Annotated in this window: 19 protein-coding genes and 1 tRNA gene; 14 read left to right on the top strand and 6 right to left on the bottom strand. The window is 73.1% G+C overall.

Translation table 11 applies throughout. From position 1 onward, the window contains the following. Nucleotides 1-70: 70 nt before the first annotated feature. Nucleotides 71-673 (bottom strand): TetR/AcrR family transcriptional regulator, encoded by a 603-nt coding sequence (locus tag ABD671_RS12500; RefSeq protein ID WP_344733711.1) that lies wholly within the window; start codon nt 671-673, stop codon nt 71-73. A gap of 114 nt (nt 674-787) precedes the next feature. On the opposite strand from ABD671_RS12500, the gene ABD671_RS12495 reads away from it, so the two are divergent. From ABD671_RS12495 to ABD671_RS12480, 4 genes are all read left to right on the top strand, one after another. Beyond that, complete coding sequence (locus ABD671_RS12495) at nt 788-2,113, top strand: cytochrome P450 (RefSeq protein WP_344733710.1); 1,326 nt, start codon at nt 788-790, stop codon at nt 2,111-2,113. 5 nt (nt 2,114-2,118) lie between these two features. Next, nucleotides 2,119-2,310 carry a ferredoxin gene (locus ABD671_RS12490; protein WP_344733904.1) on the top strand — a complete coding sequence of 64 codons (192 nt, stop codon included), beginning with the start codon at nt 2,119-2,121 and terminating at the stop codon, nt 2,308-2,310. Nucleotides 2,311-2,550: 240 nt separating this feature from the next. Then, entirely contained in the window at nt 2,551-3,717 is a 1,167-nt protein-coding gene (locus ABD671_RS12485) for an LCP family protein (protein WP_344733708.1), read from the top strand. Continuing rightward, the gene (locus tag ABD671_RS12480; protein ID WP_344733707.1) at nt 3,714-3,932 is read left to right on the top strand and encodes a hypothetical protein; all 219 of its coding nucleotides are present in this window, start codon (nt 3,714-3,716) and stop codon (nt 3,930-3,932) included. The genes ABD671_RS12485 and ABD671_RS12480 overlap by 4 nt, the downstream gene beginning before the upstream one ends. Nucleotides 3,933-3,953: 21 nt before the next feature. On the opposite strand, the gene ABD671_RS12475 is transcribed toward ABD671_RS12480, so the two are convergent. The 3 genes from ABD671_RS12475 to ABD671_RS12465 all read right to left on the bottom strand — a co-directional run bounded on the left by ABD671_RS12475 (nt 3,954) and on the right by ABD671_RS12465 (nt 5,630). Then, a complete protein-coding gene (locus tag ABD671_RS12475; protein ID WP_344733706.1) occupies nt 3,954-4,307 on the bottom strand; it encodes a large conductance mechanosensitive channel protein MscL in 354 nt (117 codons plus the stop codon). 51 nt (nt 4,308-4,358) lie between these two features. Beyond that, nucleotides 4,359-5,000 carry an SAF domain-containing protein gene (locus tag ABD671_RS12470; protein WP_344733705.1) on the bottom strand — a complete coding sequence of 214 codons (642 nt, stop codon included), beginning with the start codon at nt 4,998-5,000 and terminating at the stop codon, nt 4,359-4,361. Between the two features lie 297 nt (nt 5,001-5,297). Then, on the bottom strand, nt 5,298-5,630 hold the full coding sequence (locus ABD671_RS12465; protein WP_344733704.1) for an FmdB family zinc ribbon protein: 333 nt from the start codon (nt 5,628-5,630) through the stop codon (nt 5,298-5,300). Nucleotides 5,631-5,778: 148 nt separating this feature from the next. On the opposite strand from ABD671_RS12465, the gene ABD671_RS12460 reads away from it, so the two are divergent. Further along, entirely contained in the window at nt 5,779-8,511 is a 2,733-nt protein-coding gene (locus ABD671_RS12460; RefSeq protein WP_344733703.1) for a penicillin acylase family protein, read from the top strand. On the opposite strand, the gene ABD671_RS12455 is transcribed toward ABD671_RS12460, so the two are convergent. Continuing rightward, nucleotides 8,474-9,079 (bottom strand): 5-formyltetrahydrofolate cyclo-ligase, encoded by a 606-nt coding sequence (locus ABD671_RS12455; protein WP_344733702.1) that lies wholly within the window; start codon nt 9,077-9,079, stop codon nt 8,474-8,476. The genes ABD671_RS12460 and ABD671_RS12455 overlap by 38 nt on opposite strands. 23 nt (nt 9,080-9,102) lie before the next feature. Between ABD671_RS12455 and ABD671_RS12450 the strand changes: the two genes are divergently transcribed. The 9 genes from ABD671_RS12450 (at nt 9,103) to ABD671_RS12410 (ending at nt 16,406) form a co-directional block, all read left to right on the top strand. Beyond that, complete coding sequence (locus ABD671_RS12450; RefSeq protein WP_344733701.1) at nt 9,103-10,491, top strand: UTP--glucose-1-phosphate uridylyltransferase; 1,389 nt, start codon at nt 9,103-9,105, stop codon at nt 10,489-10,491. Beyond that, entirely contained in the window at nt 10,484-11,749 is a 1,266-nt protein-coding gene (gene glp, locus ABD671_RS12445; RefSeq protein ID WP_344733700.1) for a molybdotransferase-like divisome protein Glp, read from the top strand. Before ABD671_RS12450 ends, glp begins: the two co-directional genes overlap by 8 nt. Continuing rightward, nucleotides 11,746-12,228: a cyclic pyranopterin monophosphate synthase MoaC gene (moaC, locus tag ABD671_RS12440; protein WP_344733699.1), complete on the top strand. Its 483-nt coding sequence runs from the start codon at nt 11,746-11,748 to the stop codon at nt 12,226-12,228. Before glp ends, moaC begins: the two co-directional genes overlap by 4 nt. A 5-nt stretch (nt 12,229-12,233) precedes the next feature. Then, complete coding sequence (locus ABD671_RS12435) at nt 12,234-12,704, top strand: MogA/MoaB family molybdenum cofactor biosynthesis protein (RefSeq protein ID WP_344733903.1); 471 nt, start codon at nt 12,234-12,236, stop codon at nt 12,702-12,704. Then, complete coding sequence (locus tag ABD671_RS12430; RefSeq protein WP_344733698.1) at nt 12,701-13,369, top strand: GNAT family N-acetyltransferase; 669 nt, start codon at nt 12,701-12,703, stop codon at nt 13,367-13,369. The genes ABD671_RS12435 and ABD671_RS12430 overlap by 4 nt, the downstream gene beginning before the upstream one ends. 88 nt (nt 13,370-13,457) lie before the next feature. Beyond that, complete coding sequence (sepX, locus tag ABD671_RS12425; protein ID WP_344733697.1) at nt 13,458-14,330, top strand: divisome protein SepX/GlpR; 873 nt, start codon at nt 13,458-13,460, stop codon at nt 14,328-14,330. Between the two features lie 73 nt (nt 14,331-14,403). Then, nucleotides 14,404-14,479, top strand: a tRNA-Ala gene (locus tag ABD671_RS12420). Nucleotides 14,480-14,724: 245 nt separating this feature from the next. Continuing rightward, the gene (locus ABD671_RS12415; RefSeq protein ID WP_344733696.1) at nt 14,725-14,952 is read left to right on the top strand and encodes a hypothetical protein; all 228 of its coding nucleotides are present in this window, start codon (nt 14,725-14,727) and stop codon (nt 14,950-14,952) included. A 62-nt stretch (nt 14,953-15,014) separates the two neighbouring features. After that, complete coding sequence (locus ABD671_RS12410) at nt 15,015-16,406, top strand: HNH endonuclease signature motif containing protein (protein ID WP_344733695.1); 1,392 nt, start codon at nt 15,015-15,017, stop codon at nt 16,404-16,406. 42 nt (nt 16,407-16,448) lie between these two features. Here ABD671_RS12410 and ABD671_RS12405 read toward each other — a convergent pair whose 3' ends face one another. Continuing rightward, the gene (locus ABD671_RS12405; protein ID WP_344733694.1) at nt 16,449-16,964 is read right to left on the bottom strand and encodes a MarR family winged helix-turn-helix transcriptional regulator; all 516 of its coding nucleotides are present in this window, start codon (nt 16,962-16,964) and stop codon (nt 16,449-16,451) included. Nucleotides 16,965-16,984 lie beyond the last annotated feature (20 nt).

The raw sequence follows: 16,984 nt of genomic DNA, 5'->3' as shown, positions 1-16,984 counted from the left end.
CTCGCTGGGGGCGGGACCGGGCTGCGCGACAGGTGGCCCGGTCCCGTCCTGTCGTCGCGGCGAGGACCGGTCACGGTCCGGGGTCGGGCAGGCCGATCAGCAGGCAGGAGATGCGCACGAGGCTGTCGACGGCATCGGGGATGGGCTGGGTCGGGGTGACGCCGTGGCTCAGGCAGAGGCGGACGACGGGCTCGGCCATCGACTCGATGCGGGCCGGCTCGACGTCGGGGAGTTCGCGGGCCGCCCAGGTGTGCAGCAGCTCGGTGGCCTGGCGCAGGATCCAGTCGCCGCGCGAGGTCAGCAGGGCCAGGAGGTCCTCGTCTCCGCCGCCGCTGATGATGATCTGGAGCAGCGGGTTCTCGGCCATCGAGGTCAGGGTGACGGTGGCCGCTTCGCGGATGCAGGCGAGCGGGTCGCCGGGGTGGGCGTCGAGGGCCGCGCCGATGCCGGTGAGCAGCTGGTCGATCTCGCGGTGCACGAGGTCGCTGCCGAGCTGGGCCTTGGTGCCGAAGACGAGGTGCACCGACTGGCGGCTGAGCCCGACCTGGGTGGCCAGGGCGCCGATCCGCACAGCTCGCCAGCCCTGGTCGAGGGTGACCTCGCGGGCGGCGTCGAGGACGACGTCGCGCACGCCGGCCCGCGCCCGGTCGCGGACGTCGGCCACGGTCTTCACGGGCATCAGGGTAGGCCAGACAGCTTCGACGGTTCCGTCGCCCATCGTTGACATTTTTCTATTTTTGTCCGAGCGTGAGACGCACGTCACCCGATGCCGCCACCGGAGGCCACCATGGACACCGTCGTCGAACCCGCAGCCGCCGCACCTGCCACACCCGCCACACCCGAGGCGTCCGGGCGAGCCGAGCGCCCCTACGACCCGGCCGACCTCTCCTCGCTGGCCTTCTGGTCCTCGACCGCCGCCGAGCGCGAGCGCACCTTCGCCGAGCTGCGGGCCGCGCGTCCGATCTCCTGGCACCCGCCGGTCGAGGGCCGCCTCATCGACGACCCGAATGACCAGGGCTTCTGGGCCGTCGTCCGGCACGCCGACCTCGTCGAGGTCACCCGCCGCCACGACGACTTCCTCTCCGGCGAGGGCATCGTCTTCGACTCGGTGCCCAAGGAGCTGCTGGACGCCGCCCAGGGGTTCATCGCCATGGACCCGCCCGACCACACCAAGATCCGTCGGCTGCTGGTCTCGGCGTTCACGCCCAAGCAGATGGCGCGCATCGAGGACCGCATCGAGGCCAACGCCCGGCGCATCGTCGACGACATCGCCGCCAAGGGCGAGGTCGACTTCGTGCGCGAGGTCGCGATGCTCGTCCCGATGCACAACATCTTCGACATGATGGATGTGCCCGAGCACCACCGGCTGACCCTGGCCGAGACCTCGGAGCTCATCGCCACCTACCGCGACCTGCCCGGCGGCGACCCCGACGAGACGATCGCCGTCCTCTTCGAATCGCTCACCCGCTTCCAGGTGATCGCCGGCGAGATCATCGCCGAGCGTCGTGCCCACCCCGGCGACGACCTCGTCTCCGCTCTCGTGCAGGCCGAGATCGACGGCGAGCGCCTCACCGACGCCGACATCTCCTCCTTCTTCGCCCTGCTCATGGTGGCCGGCAACGACACCACCCGGCAGAGCACCGCGCACGGCATGAAGGCGCTCACCGACTTCCCCGAGCAGCGCGCCTGGCTGATGGAGGACCTCGCCGGGCGCCTGGCCCCGGCTGTCGAGGAGATCGTGCGCTGGGCGACGCCGATCATGACCTTCCGCCGCACCGCGGCCCGCGACTGCGAGCTCGGCGGGCAGCGGATCACCGCCGGCGACAAGGTGATCATGTTCTACGCCTCGGCCAACTGGGACACCGACGTCTTCGAGCACCCCGAGCGCCTTGACCTCGGCCGCACCCCGAACAAGCACATCTCCTTCGGCGGCGGCGGCATCCACCACTGTCTGGGCAACCAGCTCGCGCGCCGTCAGCTCGCCGCGACCTTCCGCGAACTCCTCACGCGACTGCCCGACATCGCCGTCAGCGGCGAGACCGTCTACGGCCACGGCACGTTCTTCCACACCGTCTCCTCGATGCCGGTGACCTTCACCCCCGAAGGCCGGTGACCGCCATGCGCCTCACCTTCGACGCCTCCCGCTGCTGCTCCTCGGGCATGTGCGAGTCGTTCGCCCCCGACGTCTTCGAGATCGGGGACGACGGCGCACTGGAGATCCACGACCCGAACCCCCCGGACTCCGAGCGGGCCCGCATCCAGGTCGCGGTGGCCGCCTGTCCGACGGGGGCGCTCGCGATCGAGGAGTGATCGCTGTCGGTGGTCGAGGTGCGAGGAGCGTTGGCGACGAGCCGCGAGACCCGGTGAGGCAATCGGCGTGCGGTACCGGTGGGTGTTCGGGTGCGGGGGTCTCGCGGCTCGCTTCGCTCGCACCTCGACCACCGGGACGGCTCGCTTCGCTCGCACCTCGACCGCTCGCGATCGAGGAGTGCCCGCACCCGGACCGGGACCGTTTTGGCTCCGCTCCCGCCCCGCTCGCACAATGATCGGGTGACCTCCACCGACGACGTGCCGCTGACGCCGTCGTCGACCCCGGGCAAGCGGCGGGCGAAGCCGCCGCGGCGGCGCCGCATCGGGACGGCGCTGATGGTCACGCTGATCGTGCTGACGATGGTCACCGGGCTGTCCGGGGCGTACCTCTACCGCCACCTCAGCAGCAACCTGACCGTGCTCGACCTCTCCGACCGCATCGTCGGCGAGCAGCCCGACAAGGTCGAGGTCGAGGGTCCCAAGCAGCCGATCAACCTGCTCGTCATGGGCTCGGACACCCGCGACGGCGCCGGCAACAACATCGACGGCCTCACCGGCGGCGGCGCCCGCTCCGACACCACGATCTTCTTCCACGTCTCCGCCGACCGCACCCGCGCCTACGGCGTCAGCATCCCGCGCGACTCGATGGTCGACCGCCCCGCGTGCAAGGCCGACGACGGCTCGATCATCCCGGCCGCGACGTACCAGATGTGGAACGCCGCCTACGCGCTCGGCGGGCCGGCCTGCACGGTGCAGCAGTTCCAGCGGCTCACCGGCATCCGCCTCGACCACTTCGTCGTCGTCGACTTCGAGGGCTTCCGCGGGATGGTGGACGCCGTCGGCGGCGTGCAGGTCTGCATCCCCGAGACCATCGACGACCGCGCCCACGGCATCTACCTGCCCGCCGGCACCCGCAAGCTGCGCGGCCAGCAGGCGCTCAACTACGTGCGCGAGCGGTACGCCGTCAGCGGCGGCTCCGACATCGGCCGCATGAAGCGCCAGCAGGCGTTCGTGGCCTCGATGGCCCACGCCGTCGTCTCCGCCGGCACGCTCAGCCGACCCGACCGCATCCTGTCCTTCCTCGACGCCGCCACGAAGTCGCTCACCCTCGACAGCGGCCTGGGCAACCTGGTGAAGATCGCCAGGCTCGGCTCGGAGTTCGCCGGCATCGGCCTGGACAACATCCGCTTCCTGACGATCCCCAACACCGTCGACCCGCAGAACCCCAACCACCTCGTGTGGACCCCCGACGCCGCCACCGTGTGGTCGCGGCTGAAGAACGACGAGCCGTTGGCCCGCCGTCTCAACTCCGACGCCATCAGCGCCGCGAACGTCCCCAACGGCAACGGCACGAAGACCGATGCGGCGAAGGCCGCCGAGCTCCGCGACGCGGGCCTGTGCGCATGACCGCGGCGGACGACGAGCGGGCCGCGGCACAGCCCCAGCCCCAGCCCCAGGCCCAGCCCGAGCCGGAGTGGAAGAGGCGGCGTCGGCTGGCCGAGATCTTCGGCGACACGATGCCGGAGACGACCTCCGACGAGCGCGACCCTGCCGAGGCCCGCAAGCGCGACGGCGACACCTGGTTGAAGGACCAGGTGCCGCCGCACCACGGGAAGATCTAGCGGTCGCCGACCGCGGTTCGCTCAGGCCTGCTTCTGCGCCTGGAGCAGGTCGCGGATCTCGCGCAGCAGCTGGATGTCCTCGGGGGTTCCCGGAGGCGCGCTCGGGAAGTAGCGCTCCTTGACCCGGGTGTAGGGCACGACGACGAAGAAGTAGACGACCGCCGCGAGGATCACGAAGGAGATCACGTCGTTGGCGAAGTACGCGCCGCTGCCTTCCTTGGCGCCCTCGAAGGTCTCGCTGGTCGCCGGCAGCTGCGCGGTCAACCAGGCGGTGAAGGAGGCGATGACCTTGCCGAAGGCGGTACCGATGATGACCGCGATGGCGAGGTCGACGAGGTTGCCTCGCAGCAGGAAGTTCTTGAATCCGCCGAGCATGGGTTCCCCCTGGGGTGTCGTGACGTGGGACGGCAGGTACGTCCCCGCAACCTAGCCAGCCCACACGTAGCTGAGGAAGAGTCGGCTGGCGGCGTCGGTCACATCGTCGGCGAGCGCCGCCGGCACCCCGAGGACGACGGCCGCCCCGCCGGGGCCGGCGACCGAGCCGCCGGCGACGAGCTCGGGATCGGCCGCCGGCAGCGCCAGCACCCGCACCCCGGATGCGACGGGCATGGTCGTGCCGGCCTGGGGGTCGGTGGCCATCAGGTCGACGACGTCGCCCACCCGCAGCAGTGCGGCGAGCCCGGCGTCGGGCAGCCGCACCGGCACGGCCACGCTGCCCGCCCCGGGATCGGCCAGAGCGGGCCCGACGATCGCGGCCCCGGTGATCGGAGTGCCGGCGCGCAGGCCGCCGGCGAGCACCTGCCCGACCGGATCGGCGACCACGTCGTCGGGCACGCTGCCGGGTGCGTAGTCGACCACCCGCAGGTCGCCGGCACCGATGCGGGTGCCGGCCGCGAGGTCGTGGGCCGCGACCCGCACCGGCACCGCGGGCGGCGGTTCGGCCCGCACCGTCTGGAGGGTGGCGGCGAGCGCCACGCCCGCACAGAGCGCGGCGAGCGGACGGCGGCGGCGCAGCACGGCGAGCCGGGCGCGATGCCAGCCCGCGCTGATCGTCGGGAAGGAGGCCATGGCCGCACGCTAGGTCGGCATCGGGGCACCGTGCCGGGCTCCTCCACAGGGGTCAGGCCGGCACCGATCGTCGAGGTGCCCGAGCCCCTGGGCGAGGGCCGCAGAACACCCGGTGGGTCGGACGCCGTGCGGTACCGGTGGGTGTTCGGGTGCGGGGTTTCGAGGCTCGCTTCGCTCGCACCTCAACCACCGGCAGGGCTCGCTTCGCTCGCACCTCAATCACCGGTGGGTGTTCGGGTGCGGGGGTTTCGAGGCTCGCTTCGCTCGCACCTCAACCACCGAGCGGTGCCGCACCGATCAGGAGGTGGAGCTCCCCGCGGTGCTCGAGGAGCCCGAGGTGCTCGGGCTTGCGGCCGGGGTCGGGGTGCTGGAGGCCGCGGGCGTGGTGGTGGAGGAGGAGTCGCTGGAGCCGGAGGTCGAGCCGGAGCCCGAGCTGGAACCCGCGCCGGAGCCCGAGCGGGAGTCGGTGCGGTAGAAGCCGCTGCCCTTGAAGACGACGCCGACCGCGTTGAACAGCTTGCGCAGGCGGCCCGAGCACTCGGGGCACTCGGTGAGGGCGTCGTCGGAGAAGCTCTGGAACTGCTCGAAGGCGTGCCCGCACTCGGTGCAGGCGTACTGGTAGGTCGGCATCAGGTTCCTCGGAGGAGTTCTGCGGTTCGATCGCGGACGGCGGCCGAGCCCTCGCGCGCCGGCACGGGGCCGGCGCGGCGTTGGCACTCGAACGCCTCGACTGCCAATTCTAGGACAGGGGGCCACCCGGCGGCACAATGACCGGACCATGGCCTCAGCGACCCTCGAGCCGGACCCCACGCCACCCGCGACGCCCCGGCGCCGCCGGATCGCCGAGCTGCGGCGCGGGTTCGCCGAGCTGCCCCGCCCGATGAGGTGGACCGTGTGGGTCTCGCTCGCCGTCGTCCTCGTGCTGCTCGCCGCCACCGCCGCCGGGGTCGTGGTGGTGCGCCGATCGTTCCCGCAGACCACCGGCACGATCGCGATCCCCGGGCTGGAGGGCCGGGTCGAGGTGGTGCGCGACGGCGCCGGCATCCCCCAGATCTACGGCGACTCCCTCGCCGACATCGCCCGCGCGCAGGGCTACGTGCACGCGCAGGAGCGCTTCTTCGAGATGGACGTGCGCCGGCACGCCACCGCCGGACGGCTGGCCGAGATGTTCGGCGCCGACGCCGTCGAGAGCGATGCCGTGGTGCGCACGATGGGCTGGCGCCGGGTCGCCGAGCAGGAGCTCGGCCTCATCAAGCCCGAGACGCGTGCGTTCCTCGAGGCCTACAGCGCCGGGGTGAACGCCTACCTGCACACCCACAGCCTCAGCGAGATCTCGCTGGAGTACGTCGTCCTGCGCGCCGGCGGGCTCGACTACACCCCCGAGGACTGGACGCCGGTCGACTCGCTGGCCTGGCTCAAGGCGATGGCCTGGGACCTGCGCGGCAACATGCAGGACGAGATCGACCGGGCGATCAGCACCGCCGACGTCGGCGCCGAGCGCGCCGACGCGCTCTTCCCGGACTACCCCTACGGCGACCACGCCCCGATCGTGGGCCAGGGCGCGGTCGTGGACGGCGTCTTCGACCAGGACGCCCCCAGCGGCGTCACCCGCAACCCGACCCGGCCGCCGTTCACCGCGGGCCAGGTCGACGCGCTGCGTCGCGTCGGGCGCACGGTCGCCGCGATGCCCGCCTGGCTCGGCCGCGGCGACGGCATCGGCTCCAACAGCTGGGTCGTCGACGGCGCTCACTCGGCGACCGGTGAGCCGCTGCTCGCCAACGACCCGCACCTGGGCGTGGGCATGCCGGGCATCTGGATGCAGATGGGTCTGCACTGCCGGGTGCTCAGCTCCGCCTGCCCGCTCGACGTCGCCGGCTTCACCTTCTCCGGTCTGCCCGGTGTGGTCATCGGGCACAACAACGACATCGCGTGGGGCTTCACCAACCTCGGCCCCGACGTCACCGACCTCTTCGTCGAGCGCGTGCAGGGCGACACCTACGTCTACGCCGGGCGCCGGCAGCCGCTGCGCGAGCGCCGCGAGGTGATCAAGGTCCACGACGGGGACGACGTCGTCCTCACCGTGCGTTCGACGCGCCACGGCCCGCTGCTCTCCGACGTCGGCGCGCAGGTCGATGCCCAGGTGGGCGCCGAGCTCGGCGACGACCTCGCGGCGGCGGCCACCGGTTCGGGTGTCGCCGAGGGCGTGCGCCCCGGCGAGGAGGCCGCGGTCGCGCTGCGGTGGACGGCCCTCGACCCGCAGCCCACCGCCGATGCCATCCTCGACCTCGACCTGGCCACCGACTGGACCTCCTTCCGAGCCGCGGCCGCGGAATTCGCGGTGCCCGCGCAGAACCTCGTCTACGCCGACCGCGAGGGGCACATCGGCTACCAGGCGCCGGGCCGCATCCCGATCCGCAAGTCCGGCAACGACGGGCTCACGCCGGTGGCGGGCTGGCGCCCGGAGAACGACTGGTCGGGGGAGTACGTGCCCTTCAGCGGCCTGCCCTCGGTGCTCGACCCCGACGAGGGGTTCGTGGTCACGGCCAACCAGGCCGTCATCGGGCCGGGCTACCCGTACCGGCTGGCGAGCCCGTCGGACTGGGACCGCGGCTACCGCTCCCAGCGCATCCGCGATCTGCTCACCACCCGGTTCGCCGACGGCGGCACGGTGTCGATCGACGACCTCCTCGGCGTCCAGCTCGACTCGCGCAACCCGATGGGTCCGGTGCTCACGCCCTACCTGCTCGACCTCGTGCGGCAGCTGCCGCGCGGCTACTACCGGGCCGCCGCGCACCTGCTGCCCAGCTGGGACTTCAGCCAGCCGGCCGACGGGCCGCAGAGCGCCGCGGCCGCCTACTTCAACGCCGTGTGGCGCAACCTGCTCGCCCTCACCTTCGACGACGAGCTCTCCTCCGAGGTGCGTCCCGACGGCGGCCAGCGCTGGTACGCCGTGGTCACCGCGCTGCTCCAGCGTCCCGACGACGCGTGGTGGGACGACGTCGACACCCCGACCGTCGTCGAGCACCGCGACGACATCCTGCGCCAGGCGCTCCTCGACGCCCGCGACGAGCTGACCCGCCGGATGGCCCGCGACGTCTCGGAGTGGACCTGGGGCCGGCTGCACCGCCTCGACCTGCGCTCGCCGACGCTGGGCGAATCGGGCATCGCGCCGATCGAGTGGCTGGTCAACCGCGGGCCCTGGCGGGTCGGGGGCGGCACCTCGGCCGTCGACGCCGCCGCGTGGGACGCCTCCTCCGAGGAGACCCACCCCTACGAGGTCACCACCGCGCCGTCCATGCGGATGGTCGTCTCGGTCGGCGACTGGGACGACTCGCGCTGGATCAACCTCACCGGCGTCTCGGGGCACGCGTTCTCCGCGCACTACGACGATCAGACCGACCTGTGGGCACGCGGCGAGACGCTCGCCTGGCCCTTCACCGCCGACGCCGTGCGGGCGGCGGGGGAGGACACCCTCACCCTCGAACCGTCGGACCCCGACGCAGCCGGGTGATGCCGGCCTGGCTGGCCGCGGCCAGCACGCGGCGGTCGTGCGGCTCGACCGGCACGTCGAGGCCGACCTCGTCGTCGTGCAGCAGCACGCAGGTGAAGGTGCCCACCGGCACCCGACCGAGCGCCCGGTCGTAGGACCCGCCGCCGCGCCCCAACCGGACGCCGTCCAAGGAGACCGCCAGCCCCGGCACGAGGACGGCGTCCGCGGTGCCGACGGCGTCCGGGCCGAGGGTGGGGCCGACGGGCTCGAGCAGTCCGCGGCGGGCCGGCGCCAGGTCGGCGTCGCCGGTGTGGACGGCCCAGTCGAGATCGTTGTCGGGCAGCAGCACCGGCAGGATCACCCGCTTGCCGGCCGCCCGCAGCGCCTGGAGCAGCGGACCGGTGCCGGGCTCGCTGCCCAGGCTCACGTAGGCGGCCACCGTGGCCGCCCGGCGCACCTCGGGAGCCGCGAGCAGCACCTCGGCCAGCCGGTGGGCCAGGGCCTGCCGCTCGACCAGCGAGGTGCGGTTGCGCGCGGTGACCAGGCGGTCGCGGAGCGAGAGTTTGGACATCGACTGCGACGCGGTCACACGACCAGCCTAGGGTGGGCTCCATGGGTTCCCCTGGCCTGCAGCAGGCTCGCGCCAAGATGGAGGCCGCCGGCCTCGACCCGGTGGCGATCGAGACCTTCGCGCACTACTACCGGCTGCTCGAGCACGGCGAGACCGGCATGATCCCCGAGGCGAGCATCGACCCCGTCGGCATGGACGCCCTCGCCGACGTCGAGGTGCCCGACGACGTGGCCGCCGAGGCGATCCGCCGCACCGCCGTCATCAAGCTCAACGGCGGCCTCGGCACCTCGATGGGCATGGACCGCGCCAAGTCGCTGCTGTGCGTGCGCCGCGGACTGTCCTTCCTCGACATCATCGCCCGCCAGGTGCTGCACCTGCGCGAGCGGTACGACGCCCCGCTGCCGCTGCTGTTCATGAACAGCTTCCGCACCAGCGAGGACACCATGGCCGCGCTGGCCCGTTACGACGACCTGCCCGTCGAGGGGCTGCCGCTGGAGTTCCTCCAGAACAAGGAGCCCAAGCTCCGCCTCGACGACCTCACCCCGGTCAGCTGGCCCGCCGACCCCGACCTCGAGTGGTGCCCGCCCGGCCACGGCGACCTCTACACCGCCCTGCGCGGCAGCGGCCTGATCACGCAGCTCCTCGAGGCCGGCTACCGCCACGTCTTCGTCTCCAACTCCGACAACCTCGGCGCCGTCCCCGACGCCCGGGTGGCCGGCTGGTTCGCCGCCAGCGGCGCGCCGTTCGCGATCGAGGCCGTGCGCCGCACGCCGTCCGACCGCAAGGGCGGGCACTTCGCGCGCCGCAAGTCCGACGGCCGCATCGTGCTGCGCGAGACCGCGCAGACCCTGCCCGAGGACGCCGCCGCGCTCGCCGACCTCGACCGGCACCGCTTCTGCTCCACCAACAACCTGTGGTTCGACCTCGAGGCCATGCAGGCCACCCTCGACCAGCGCGAGGGCATCCTCGGCCTGCCGCTGATCCGCAACGTCAAGACCGTCGACCCCGGCGACTCCTCCAGCCCCGAGGTCGTGCAGATCGAGACCGCGATGGGTGCGGCGATCGAGGTCTTCGAGGGCGCCACCCTGATCGAGGTCGGCCGCGACCGCTTCGTGCCGGTGAAGACCACCAACGACCTGCTGGTGCTGCGCTCCGACGTCTACGACCTCGGTGCGGACTTCGTGCTCGACCAGGCCGCGCCGGTGATCCCGTTCATCGACCTCGACGGCAAGCACTACAAGCTCGTCGGCGAATTCGACAAGCGCTTCCCCGAGGGCGCGCCGTCTCTGAAGGAGGCCACCTCGCTGGTGGTCAAGGGCGACTACACCTTCGGCAAGGGTGTGGCCGTGCAGGGCGACGTCGAGCTCAGCTCCACCTCCGCCCAGCGCCTCGAACCCGGCGCCGTCCTCACCGGGCAGGCCGATGCCTGACCCGCTGCCCGACCCGCTGGGGCAGGCGGCGCTCGCGCCCATCACCGTCGAGCAGCACCTCGCGCAGATCCTGGACGCCGTCGAGCCGCTGGAGCCCTGCCAGGTGCCGCTGCTCGACGCGCTCGGACTCGTCGTCGCCGCGGAGGTGCGCTCCGAGCTCGACCTGCCCTCCTTCGACAACTCCGCGATGGACGGCTACGCGGTGCGCTACGCCGACGTCGTCACCGCCACCGCCGAGTCGCCGGTGCACCTGCCGGTGCTCGAGACCATCGGCGCCGGCAGCGAGCGCTCGGTCGTCGTCGAGCCCGGCACCGCGGCGAAGGTGATGACCGGGGCGCCCGTGCCGCCGGGCGCCGACGTCGTCGTCCCCTACGAGTGGACCGACGCCGGCGCCGAGCAGGTGCGCGTCGACCGGGCTCCCGAGCCGGGTCAGCACGTGCGGCCCGCCGGCGAGGACGTCGCCCGCGGCGATCTGCTCATCGAGGCCGGCACCGAGCTCACCGCCCGCCACCTGGGGCTGCTGGCCGCCGTCGGGCGCCCGACGGTCGGGGTGCGACCGCGTCCGCGGGTCGTGATCATCTCGACCGGCTCGGAGCTGCGCGACCCCGGGCAGCCGCTGGCGCCCGACTCGATCTACGACGCCAACTCCTACCTGCTGGCCGCGGCCGCCCGCGACCTCGGCGCCCAGCCGTACCGGGTCGGCCTGGTGCCCGACGAGCCCGAGGCGTTCCTGGCCTCGCTGCGCGACCAGCTCGGTCGGGCCGACGCCGTCGTCACCTCCGGCGGGGTCTCGATGGGCGACTTCGACATCGTCAAGGCCGCGCTGCGCGAACTCGGGGTCTGGTTCGGCCCGGTGGCCATGCAGCCCGGCAAGCCGCAGGGCTTCGGCCTGCTCGAGGCCGCGGGCGGCGCACGGGTGCCGATCTTCTGCCTGCCCGGCAACCCGGTCTCCAGCTACCTCTCCTTCCAGCTGTTCGTGGCGCCCGCGCTGCGCAAGATGATGGGGCTGCCGGTCGCCGACGAGGCCCGGGTCACCGCGCGCCTCACCCACGCCGTCACGTCACCGCCCGCCCGCCGCCAGTTCCTGCGCGCCGCCTACGACCCCGAGACCGGATCGGTCTCCCCGGTCGGCGGCCCCGGCTCGCACCTGGTCGGCTACCTCGCCGAGGCCGACGCGCTCATCGTCGTCCCCGAGGACGCCACCGAGCTCGCCGCCGGCGCCAGCGTGGAGGTCATCCCGTTGGAGCAGCACCGGTGAGCGAGCAGACCCACCTCACCCACGTCGACGCCTCTGGTGCGGCCCGCATGGTCGACGTCGGGGAGAAGGCGGTCACCGCCCGCAGCGCCACGGCGTCCGGGCGGGTGCTGGTCTCGCCGCGTGTCGTCGAGCTGCTGCGCGGCGAGGGGGTGCCGAAGGGCGACGCGCTCGCGGTGGCCCGCATCGCCGGCATCATGGGCGCCAAGCAGACGCCGTCGCTGGTGCCGCTGTGCCACCCGATCGCCGTCTCCGGTGTCGAGGTCGACCTGGTGGTCGCCGACGACGCCGTCGAGATCACCGCCACCGTGCGCACCTCCGACCGCACCGGGGTTGAGATGGAGGCGCTCACCGCCGTCAGCGTGGCCGCGCTGACGGTCATCGACATGGTCAAGGCCGTCGACAAGGGCGCGGTCATCACCGACGTGCGCGTCGAGGCGAAGTCCGGCGGACGCTCGGGCGACTGGGTGCGCGACTCGTGACCGGGCTGCCGGCGCGCGTCGTCGTCGCGTCGAACCGCGCGGCGGCCGGTGTGTACGACGACACGACCGGTCCGCTGATCGTGGAGGCCCTGCAGCGCTGGGGATTCGCGGTGCCGGCACCTGTCGTCGTGCCCGACGGCGAGCCGGTGGCGCAGGCGCTGCGGGACGCCGTCGCCGACGGCTGCCGCGTCGTCCTCACCACGGGCGGCACCGGCCTCACGCCCACCGACCGCACCCCCGAGGCCACCCGGCCGCTGCTCGACCGCGAGGTGCCCGGCCTGGCCGAGGCGATCCGCGCGGCGGGCGTGGCCAAGGGCGTGCCGACCGCCGTGCTCTCCCGCGGGGTCGCCGGCGTCGCCGGTTCGTGCCTGATCGTCAACCTGCCCGGCTCCCGGGGCGGGGTGAAGGACGCGCTCGGCGTCCTCGAGCCGGTGCTCGTGCACGCCGTCGAGCAGATCGTCGGGAGCGACCATTGAGCACCCGCCCGCCCCGCGGTCGCCGGGGGCGCCACGGCGTCCTGGGCGATCCGGGATGGCCGGCGACCCTGCGCTGGGAGGGCTCCGCGGACGACGTCGTCGTGCGGCCGCTGCGTCCCTCCGACGCCCGCGCGTGGCGTGAGGCGCGGCAGGACAACCTCGCCTGGCTGACCCCCTGGGACGCCACCGTGCCGCCCGGCGGCGACAGCCGGCCCACCACGTTCGGCGCACTGGTGCGGCGGTTGCGTGCCCAGGCGAAGGCGGGGCGCACGTACCCCTTCGCCATCGACGTCGACGGCCGGTTCGCCGGGCAGGTGACGGTCAACAACGTCGTCCGCGGCTCGGCGCAGTTCGCCTCGGTGGGCTACTGGATCGATCGGCGCTTCGCCGGCCGGGGTGTGATGCCGCGCGCCGTGGCGCTCGTGATCGACCACTGCTTCACCGAGCTGGGCCTGCATCGCATCGAGGTCGCGATCAGGCCCGAGAACTCCAATTCCCTGCGGGTGGTGGAGAAACTCGGCATCCGCGAGATCGGCTACGCCCCGCGGTTCCTCCACATCGACGGCGCCTGGCGCGACCACCGGCTCTTCGCGATCACCAAGGAGGAGGTGCCGTTCGGCATCGCCGAGCGGCTGCGCGGCGGGGGAGACGCCCCGGCCCCGTGATCGCGCTATCACATTCGTCCCACCAGCAATTCGCGACACACGGGTAGACATCCGTCCCACGATCGGTTATCGCTCCTAGGCTGCGGGCGTGGACCTCAGCGCACTGATCTTCGTCGCCCTCGCGATCGCCTGGGCGGCCTATCTGGTGCCCAAGGCGCTGAAGTACCACGAGGACGGCGCCAGCAGCCGCTCGGTCGACCGCTTCTCCCACCGCATGCGCGTGCTCGCTCGCCGCGAGCCCGTCGACTCCCGTCGGGCCCGCCTCGTCGTCCAGCCCGGTCGCAGCGCCTCGTCGTCCTCGGTCAGCGTGAAGCCGAAGGTCGGCGCGGAGCCCGCCGCCGAGGCGCCTGCCGCCCCCGTCGACGCACCGGTCGCCGCCCCGCTGCGGACGCCGTCCCCGCAGGCGCGTCGTGCCGCCGCCCGTCGCGCAGCCCAGCGGCGACGTCGCGTGCTCGGCGTCCTGCTCGTGCTCAACCTGCTCGTCGCCGGACTCGCGATCGGCCGGGTCGTCCACCCCGGCTTCGTCGCGATTCCCGTCGTCCTGCTGGTGGCCTGGCTGGTGGCCTGTCGGCTCATGGTGCGCCGCGAGCGCGGCATCGGCCGCACGGTCGCCCCGCGTCCCGCGCCCGTCGTCCCGGCCGCCGAGGCGCCGGCCTACGACCCCGACCTCACCGCCGACGTCCCGGTCGTGTTCGACGAGGACGCCGAGCCGGTTGCACCCGTCGAGAGCCCCGTCGCCGCCCCCGGCATGTGGGACCCGGTGCCCGTCACCCTGCCGACCTACGTCGCCAAGCCGCCGGCTGCCCGCCGCACGGTGGGCAGCATCGACCTCGACTCCACCGGCGTGTGGACCTCGGGTCGCACCGAGGCCGACGCCTCCCTCGCCCGCGAGGCCGAGGAGGCCGCGCGCGCCGCCCGCGCCCGCCGCGAGGCCGACGGCGGCCGCGCCCTCGGCTCCTGACCCGACCCGCCCGGGCCGATTCGGAGCGCCCGTTCCCCGGGTGCTAACCTCTCACCGCGCCGCAGGGCGCACTGGGGCTGTGGCGCAGTTGGTAGCGCGTCTCGTTCGCATCGAGAAGGTCAGGGGTTCGAATCCCCTCAGCTCCACCAGGCTCCTCATCCCGTCCGGGTCTCCGGGCGGGATGTGCTGCTTCCTAGGACGAAAGCTTCGGCGGCCGACCGCCGAAGCTTCAGCGGTCGGCCGCCGAAACTTTCGGTGGGCGTTCGAACCTTCGCACGCCCAGTGCAAGGTTTCGTCGTGGCCGACGGCGAGTGGGCGAGGCGATTCATCCGAGATCCGGACGTCGGGGTCTTCGCCGACCTCGACCGACCCCATCGACTGCGCAGGGAGAACGATGATCACCACGTCCGGCCGTCTGCGGACTCTCGCGAGGCTCTCGGTCGGTCTTCTGGCCCTCGCCTACGGCGTGATGGTGCTACCTGACTTCCTCCGGGACCGCGGGGCCTGGCCGGTCGCCGCGATCGCGGTGTTCGTCGTTCTAGGGACGAGATGGTTCCTTGTTCGACGAGCACGGAACGTGGTTGCAGCGGAGCCGGAAGGCGCTGACGGAGAGGTCGGCTGACCGACTCGAAGCGACCCGAAAGGGTGAGCCGAGATCGAACTGGTGTTCGATCTACTGAGCGGGTGAACCCCACCGCCACCTCTGCCGCTCCAGCGGCGTCGGGCCTGCTCGACGCGGCGCGGAGCTGGGCGCAGGCGACGTGGGAGGACGTCGAGGGCGAGCCGTTGCTGACCGCGGCCGACCAGCTGTGCGAGGCGCGGCGTCTGCTCGACGCGGCACTGTTCGCGCTCGCCGATCGGATCGAGGAGACCGGAGCCGCGCGGGCGGCCGGGTGGGCCGGCACGAAGGAACTGCTCACCCACCTGACCGGCGGGCATCGCGGCTCGGGCAGCACCTGGGTGCGCACCGCGCGGCAGCTCCGTGAGCTGCCGCAGGTGCAGGCCGCGCTCGCGCAGGGCCGGCTCTCGAGCACCCAGGCGCGTGCTGTCGGTGCCGCCGTGGCCTCGCTCCCGGCCGAGCCCGTGCTGCGCGCCCGGGTCGCCGACGAGCTCCTCGCGCTCGCCGATCAGGGGGCCGGCGCCACCGAGCTCCAGCACGCCGTGGCCGACGTCGTCCGTGCCGTCGATCCGCAGGGCGCGGCGCTGGCGGCTGAGCAGGAGCGCGACCGGGCCGAGCGGGGCGCTCACCGCGCCCGCTTCCTCTCCTTCAGTCCCGACGGCCTCGGCGGCATGCGGGTCAAGGGCTACGGCACCGTCGAGGACGCCGAGTGTCTGCGCTCCGTGCTCCATGCGCTTGCCGCCCCGGTGACCACCGAGCCCGGCGCCTGCGGCGGCAAGCCGCAGGCGGAGGGCCGCAGCCTGGCCGAGCGGCGCGACCACCCACGGGTGCCGTGCCCCGACCCGGAGTGCGACCACACCGGCCGCGACCCGCGGGAGGCCGGTGCCCGGTTGTGGGACGCGTTGGTCGAGGTGTGCGGGCTGGTGCGCGATGCCGACCGATTGCCGCGCGACCACGGTGCCCGCCCGCGGGTGATGGTCACCATCGACGCCGACGACCTCGTACGGCGCGTCGGCGCAGCCCGCTACCTCGACGGCACCCCGCTCTCCGCGGCCGCGCTGCGGCGACTGGCGTGCGACGCCGAGATCCTCCCCGCCGTCCTGGGCAGCGAGGGGCAGGTGCTCGACGTCGGTCGAGCGAGCCGCCTGGTCACCCCGGCCCTCTGGAACGCGCTCCTGCTCCGCGACCACCACTGCGCCTTCCCTGGATGCACGCGGTTGTCGACCGCCTGCGACGCCCACCATGTGCAGCACTGGGCCGACGGCGGCGCGACGTCGTTGGCGAATCTGGTGATGCTGTGCCGTCATCACCACCGCCTCGTGCACCACTCACCCTGGCGGGTCCGCATCGATCCCGACACCGGGAGACCTGTGTGGACGCCGCCACCCCGAGCCGTCGCATCGCCGAGCCCGACGCTGGACGGGCGACGCACGCACCCGCCGCCCCGGGCTGCGTGATCAGGCCCGCGTGATCAGGCCCGCGTGATCAGGCCCGCGTGATCATCGCGGCGCGGCCTCTTCCTCATGGCCGGACAGGGCCGACCCCTCGCCGATGAGTCGGGCGAGGAGGTCGGCCAACTGTCGGCGTTCGTCCCCGTCGAGGACCGCGAACCAGGCTGTCACGACCGCGGTGTCGTCGACGGAGCGCCCGGCCCAGAAGGCGCGGGCCTGCTCGCTGAGGGAGAGAAGGCGTCGTCGTCGGTCGGCGTCGTCGAGACCCACCTCGACGAATCCCTTGCGGGCCAGGGCATCGACGATCTGGCGGGCGTTCTGATGCGAGGTGCCCAGGGCGGAGGCGACCTCCCCGAGGGGGAGGGGGCGTTCGGCGGCCTCGAGGATCGACATCACGGCGGCCTGCTGGGTGGTGATCCCGCTGGCGCGCAGGTGGGCGTCCATCGCTCCCCGGAGGTGGTGGCCCGCAGCGAGGACGAGGCGGAAGGCGCGGACCGCCGGGTCGAGGTCGGGCGGATCGCTCGGGAGGCTGCCGGGCGGACGGGCGCTTGACGGGGTCGTCATATAGGTAACATATTACATGT

This window comes from Nocardioides fonticola, assembly GCF_039536805.1.
GTDB classification, from domain to species: Bacteria; Actinomycetota; Actinomycetes; order Propionibacteriales; family Nocardioidaceae; genus Nocardioides; species Nocardioides fonticola.
Note: the sequence above shows the minus strand (reverse complement) of the source record. Positions and strands in the feature narration are given on the sequence as shown.

Excerpts from the sequence above, each read along its gene's own strand:
- ABD671_RS12495 (WP_344733710.1), top strand. The coding sequence starts at position 788 with ATGGACACCGTCGTCGAACCCGCAGCCGCCGCACCTGCCACACCCGCC.
- ABD671_RS12490 (WP_344733904.1), top strand. The coding sequence starts at position 2,119 with ATGCGCCTCACCTTCGACGCCTCCCGCTGCTGCTCCTCGGGCATGTGC.
- ABD671_RS12480 (WP_344733707.1), top strand. The coding sequence starts at position 3,714 with ATGACCGCGGCGGACGACGAGCGGGCCGCGGCACAGCCCCAGCCCCAG.
- ABD671_RS12475 (WP_344733706.1), bottom strand. The coding sequence starts at position 4,307 with ATGCTCGGCGGATTCAAGAACTTCCTGCTGCGAGGCAACCTCGTCGAC.
- ABD671_RS12470 (WP_344733705.1), bottom strand. The coding sequence starts at position 5,000 with ATGGCCTCCTTCCCGACGATCAGCGCGGGCTGGCATCGCGCCCGGCTC.
- ABD671_RS12465 (WP_344733704.1), bottom strand. The coding sequence starts at position 5,630 with ATGCCGACCTACCAGTACGCCTGCACCGAGTGCGGGCACGCCTTCGAG.
- ABD671_RS12460 (WP_344733703.1), top strand. The coding sequence starts at position 5,779 with ATGGCCTCAGCGACCCTCGAGCCGGACCCCACGCCACCCGCGACGCCC.
- ABD671_RS12450 (WP_344733701.1), top strand. The coding sequence starts at position 9,103 with ATGGGTTCCCCTGGCCTGCAGCAGGCTCGCGCCAAGATGGAGGCCGCC.
- glp (WP_344733700.1), top strand. The coding sequence starts at position 10,484 with ATGCCTGACCCGCTGCCCGACCCGCTGGGGCAGGCGGCGCTCGCGCCC.
- ABD671_RS12415 (WP_344733696.1), top strand. The coding sequence starts at position 14,725 with ATGATCACCACGTCCGGCCGTCTGCGGACTCTCGCGAGGCTCTCGGTC.
- ABD671_RS12405 (WP_344733694.1), bottom strand. The coding sequence starts at position 16,964 with ATGACGACCCCGTCAAGCGCCCGTCCGCCCGGCAGCCTCCCGAGCGAT.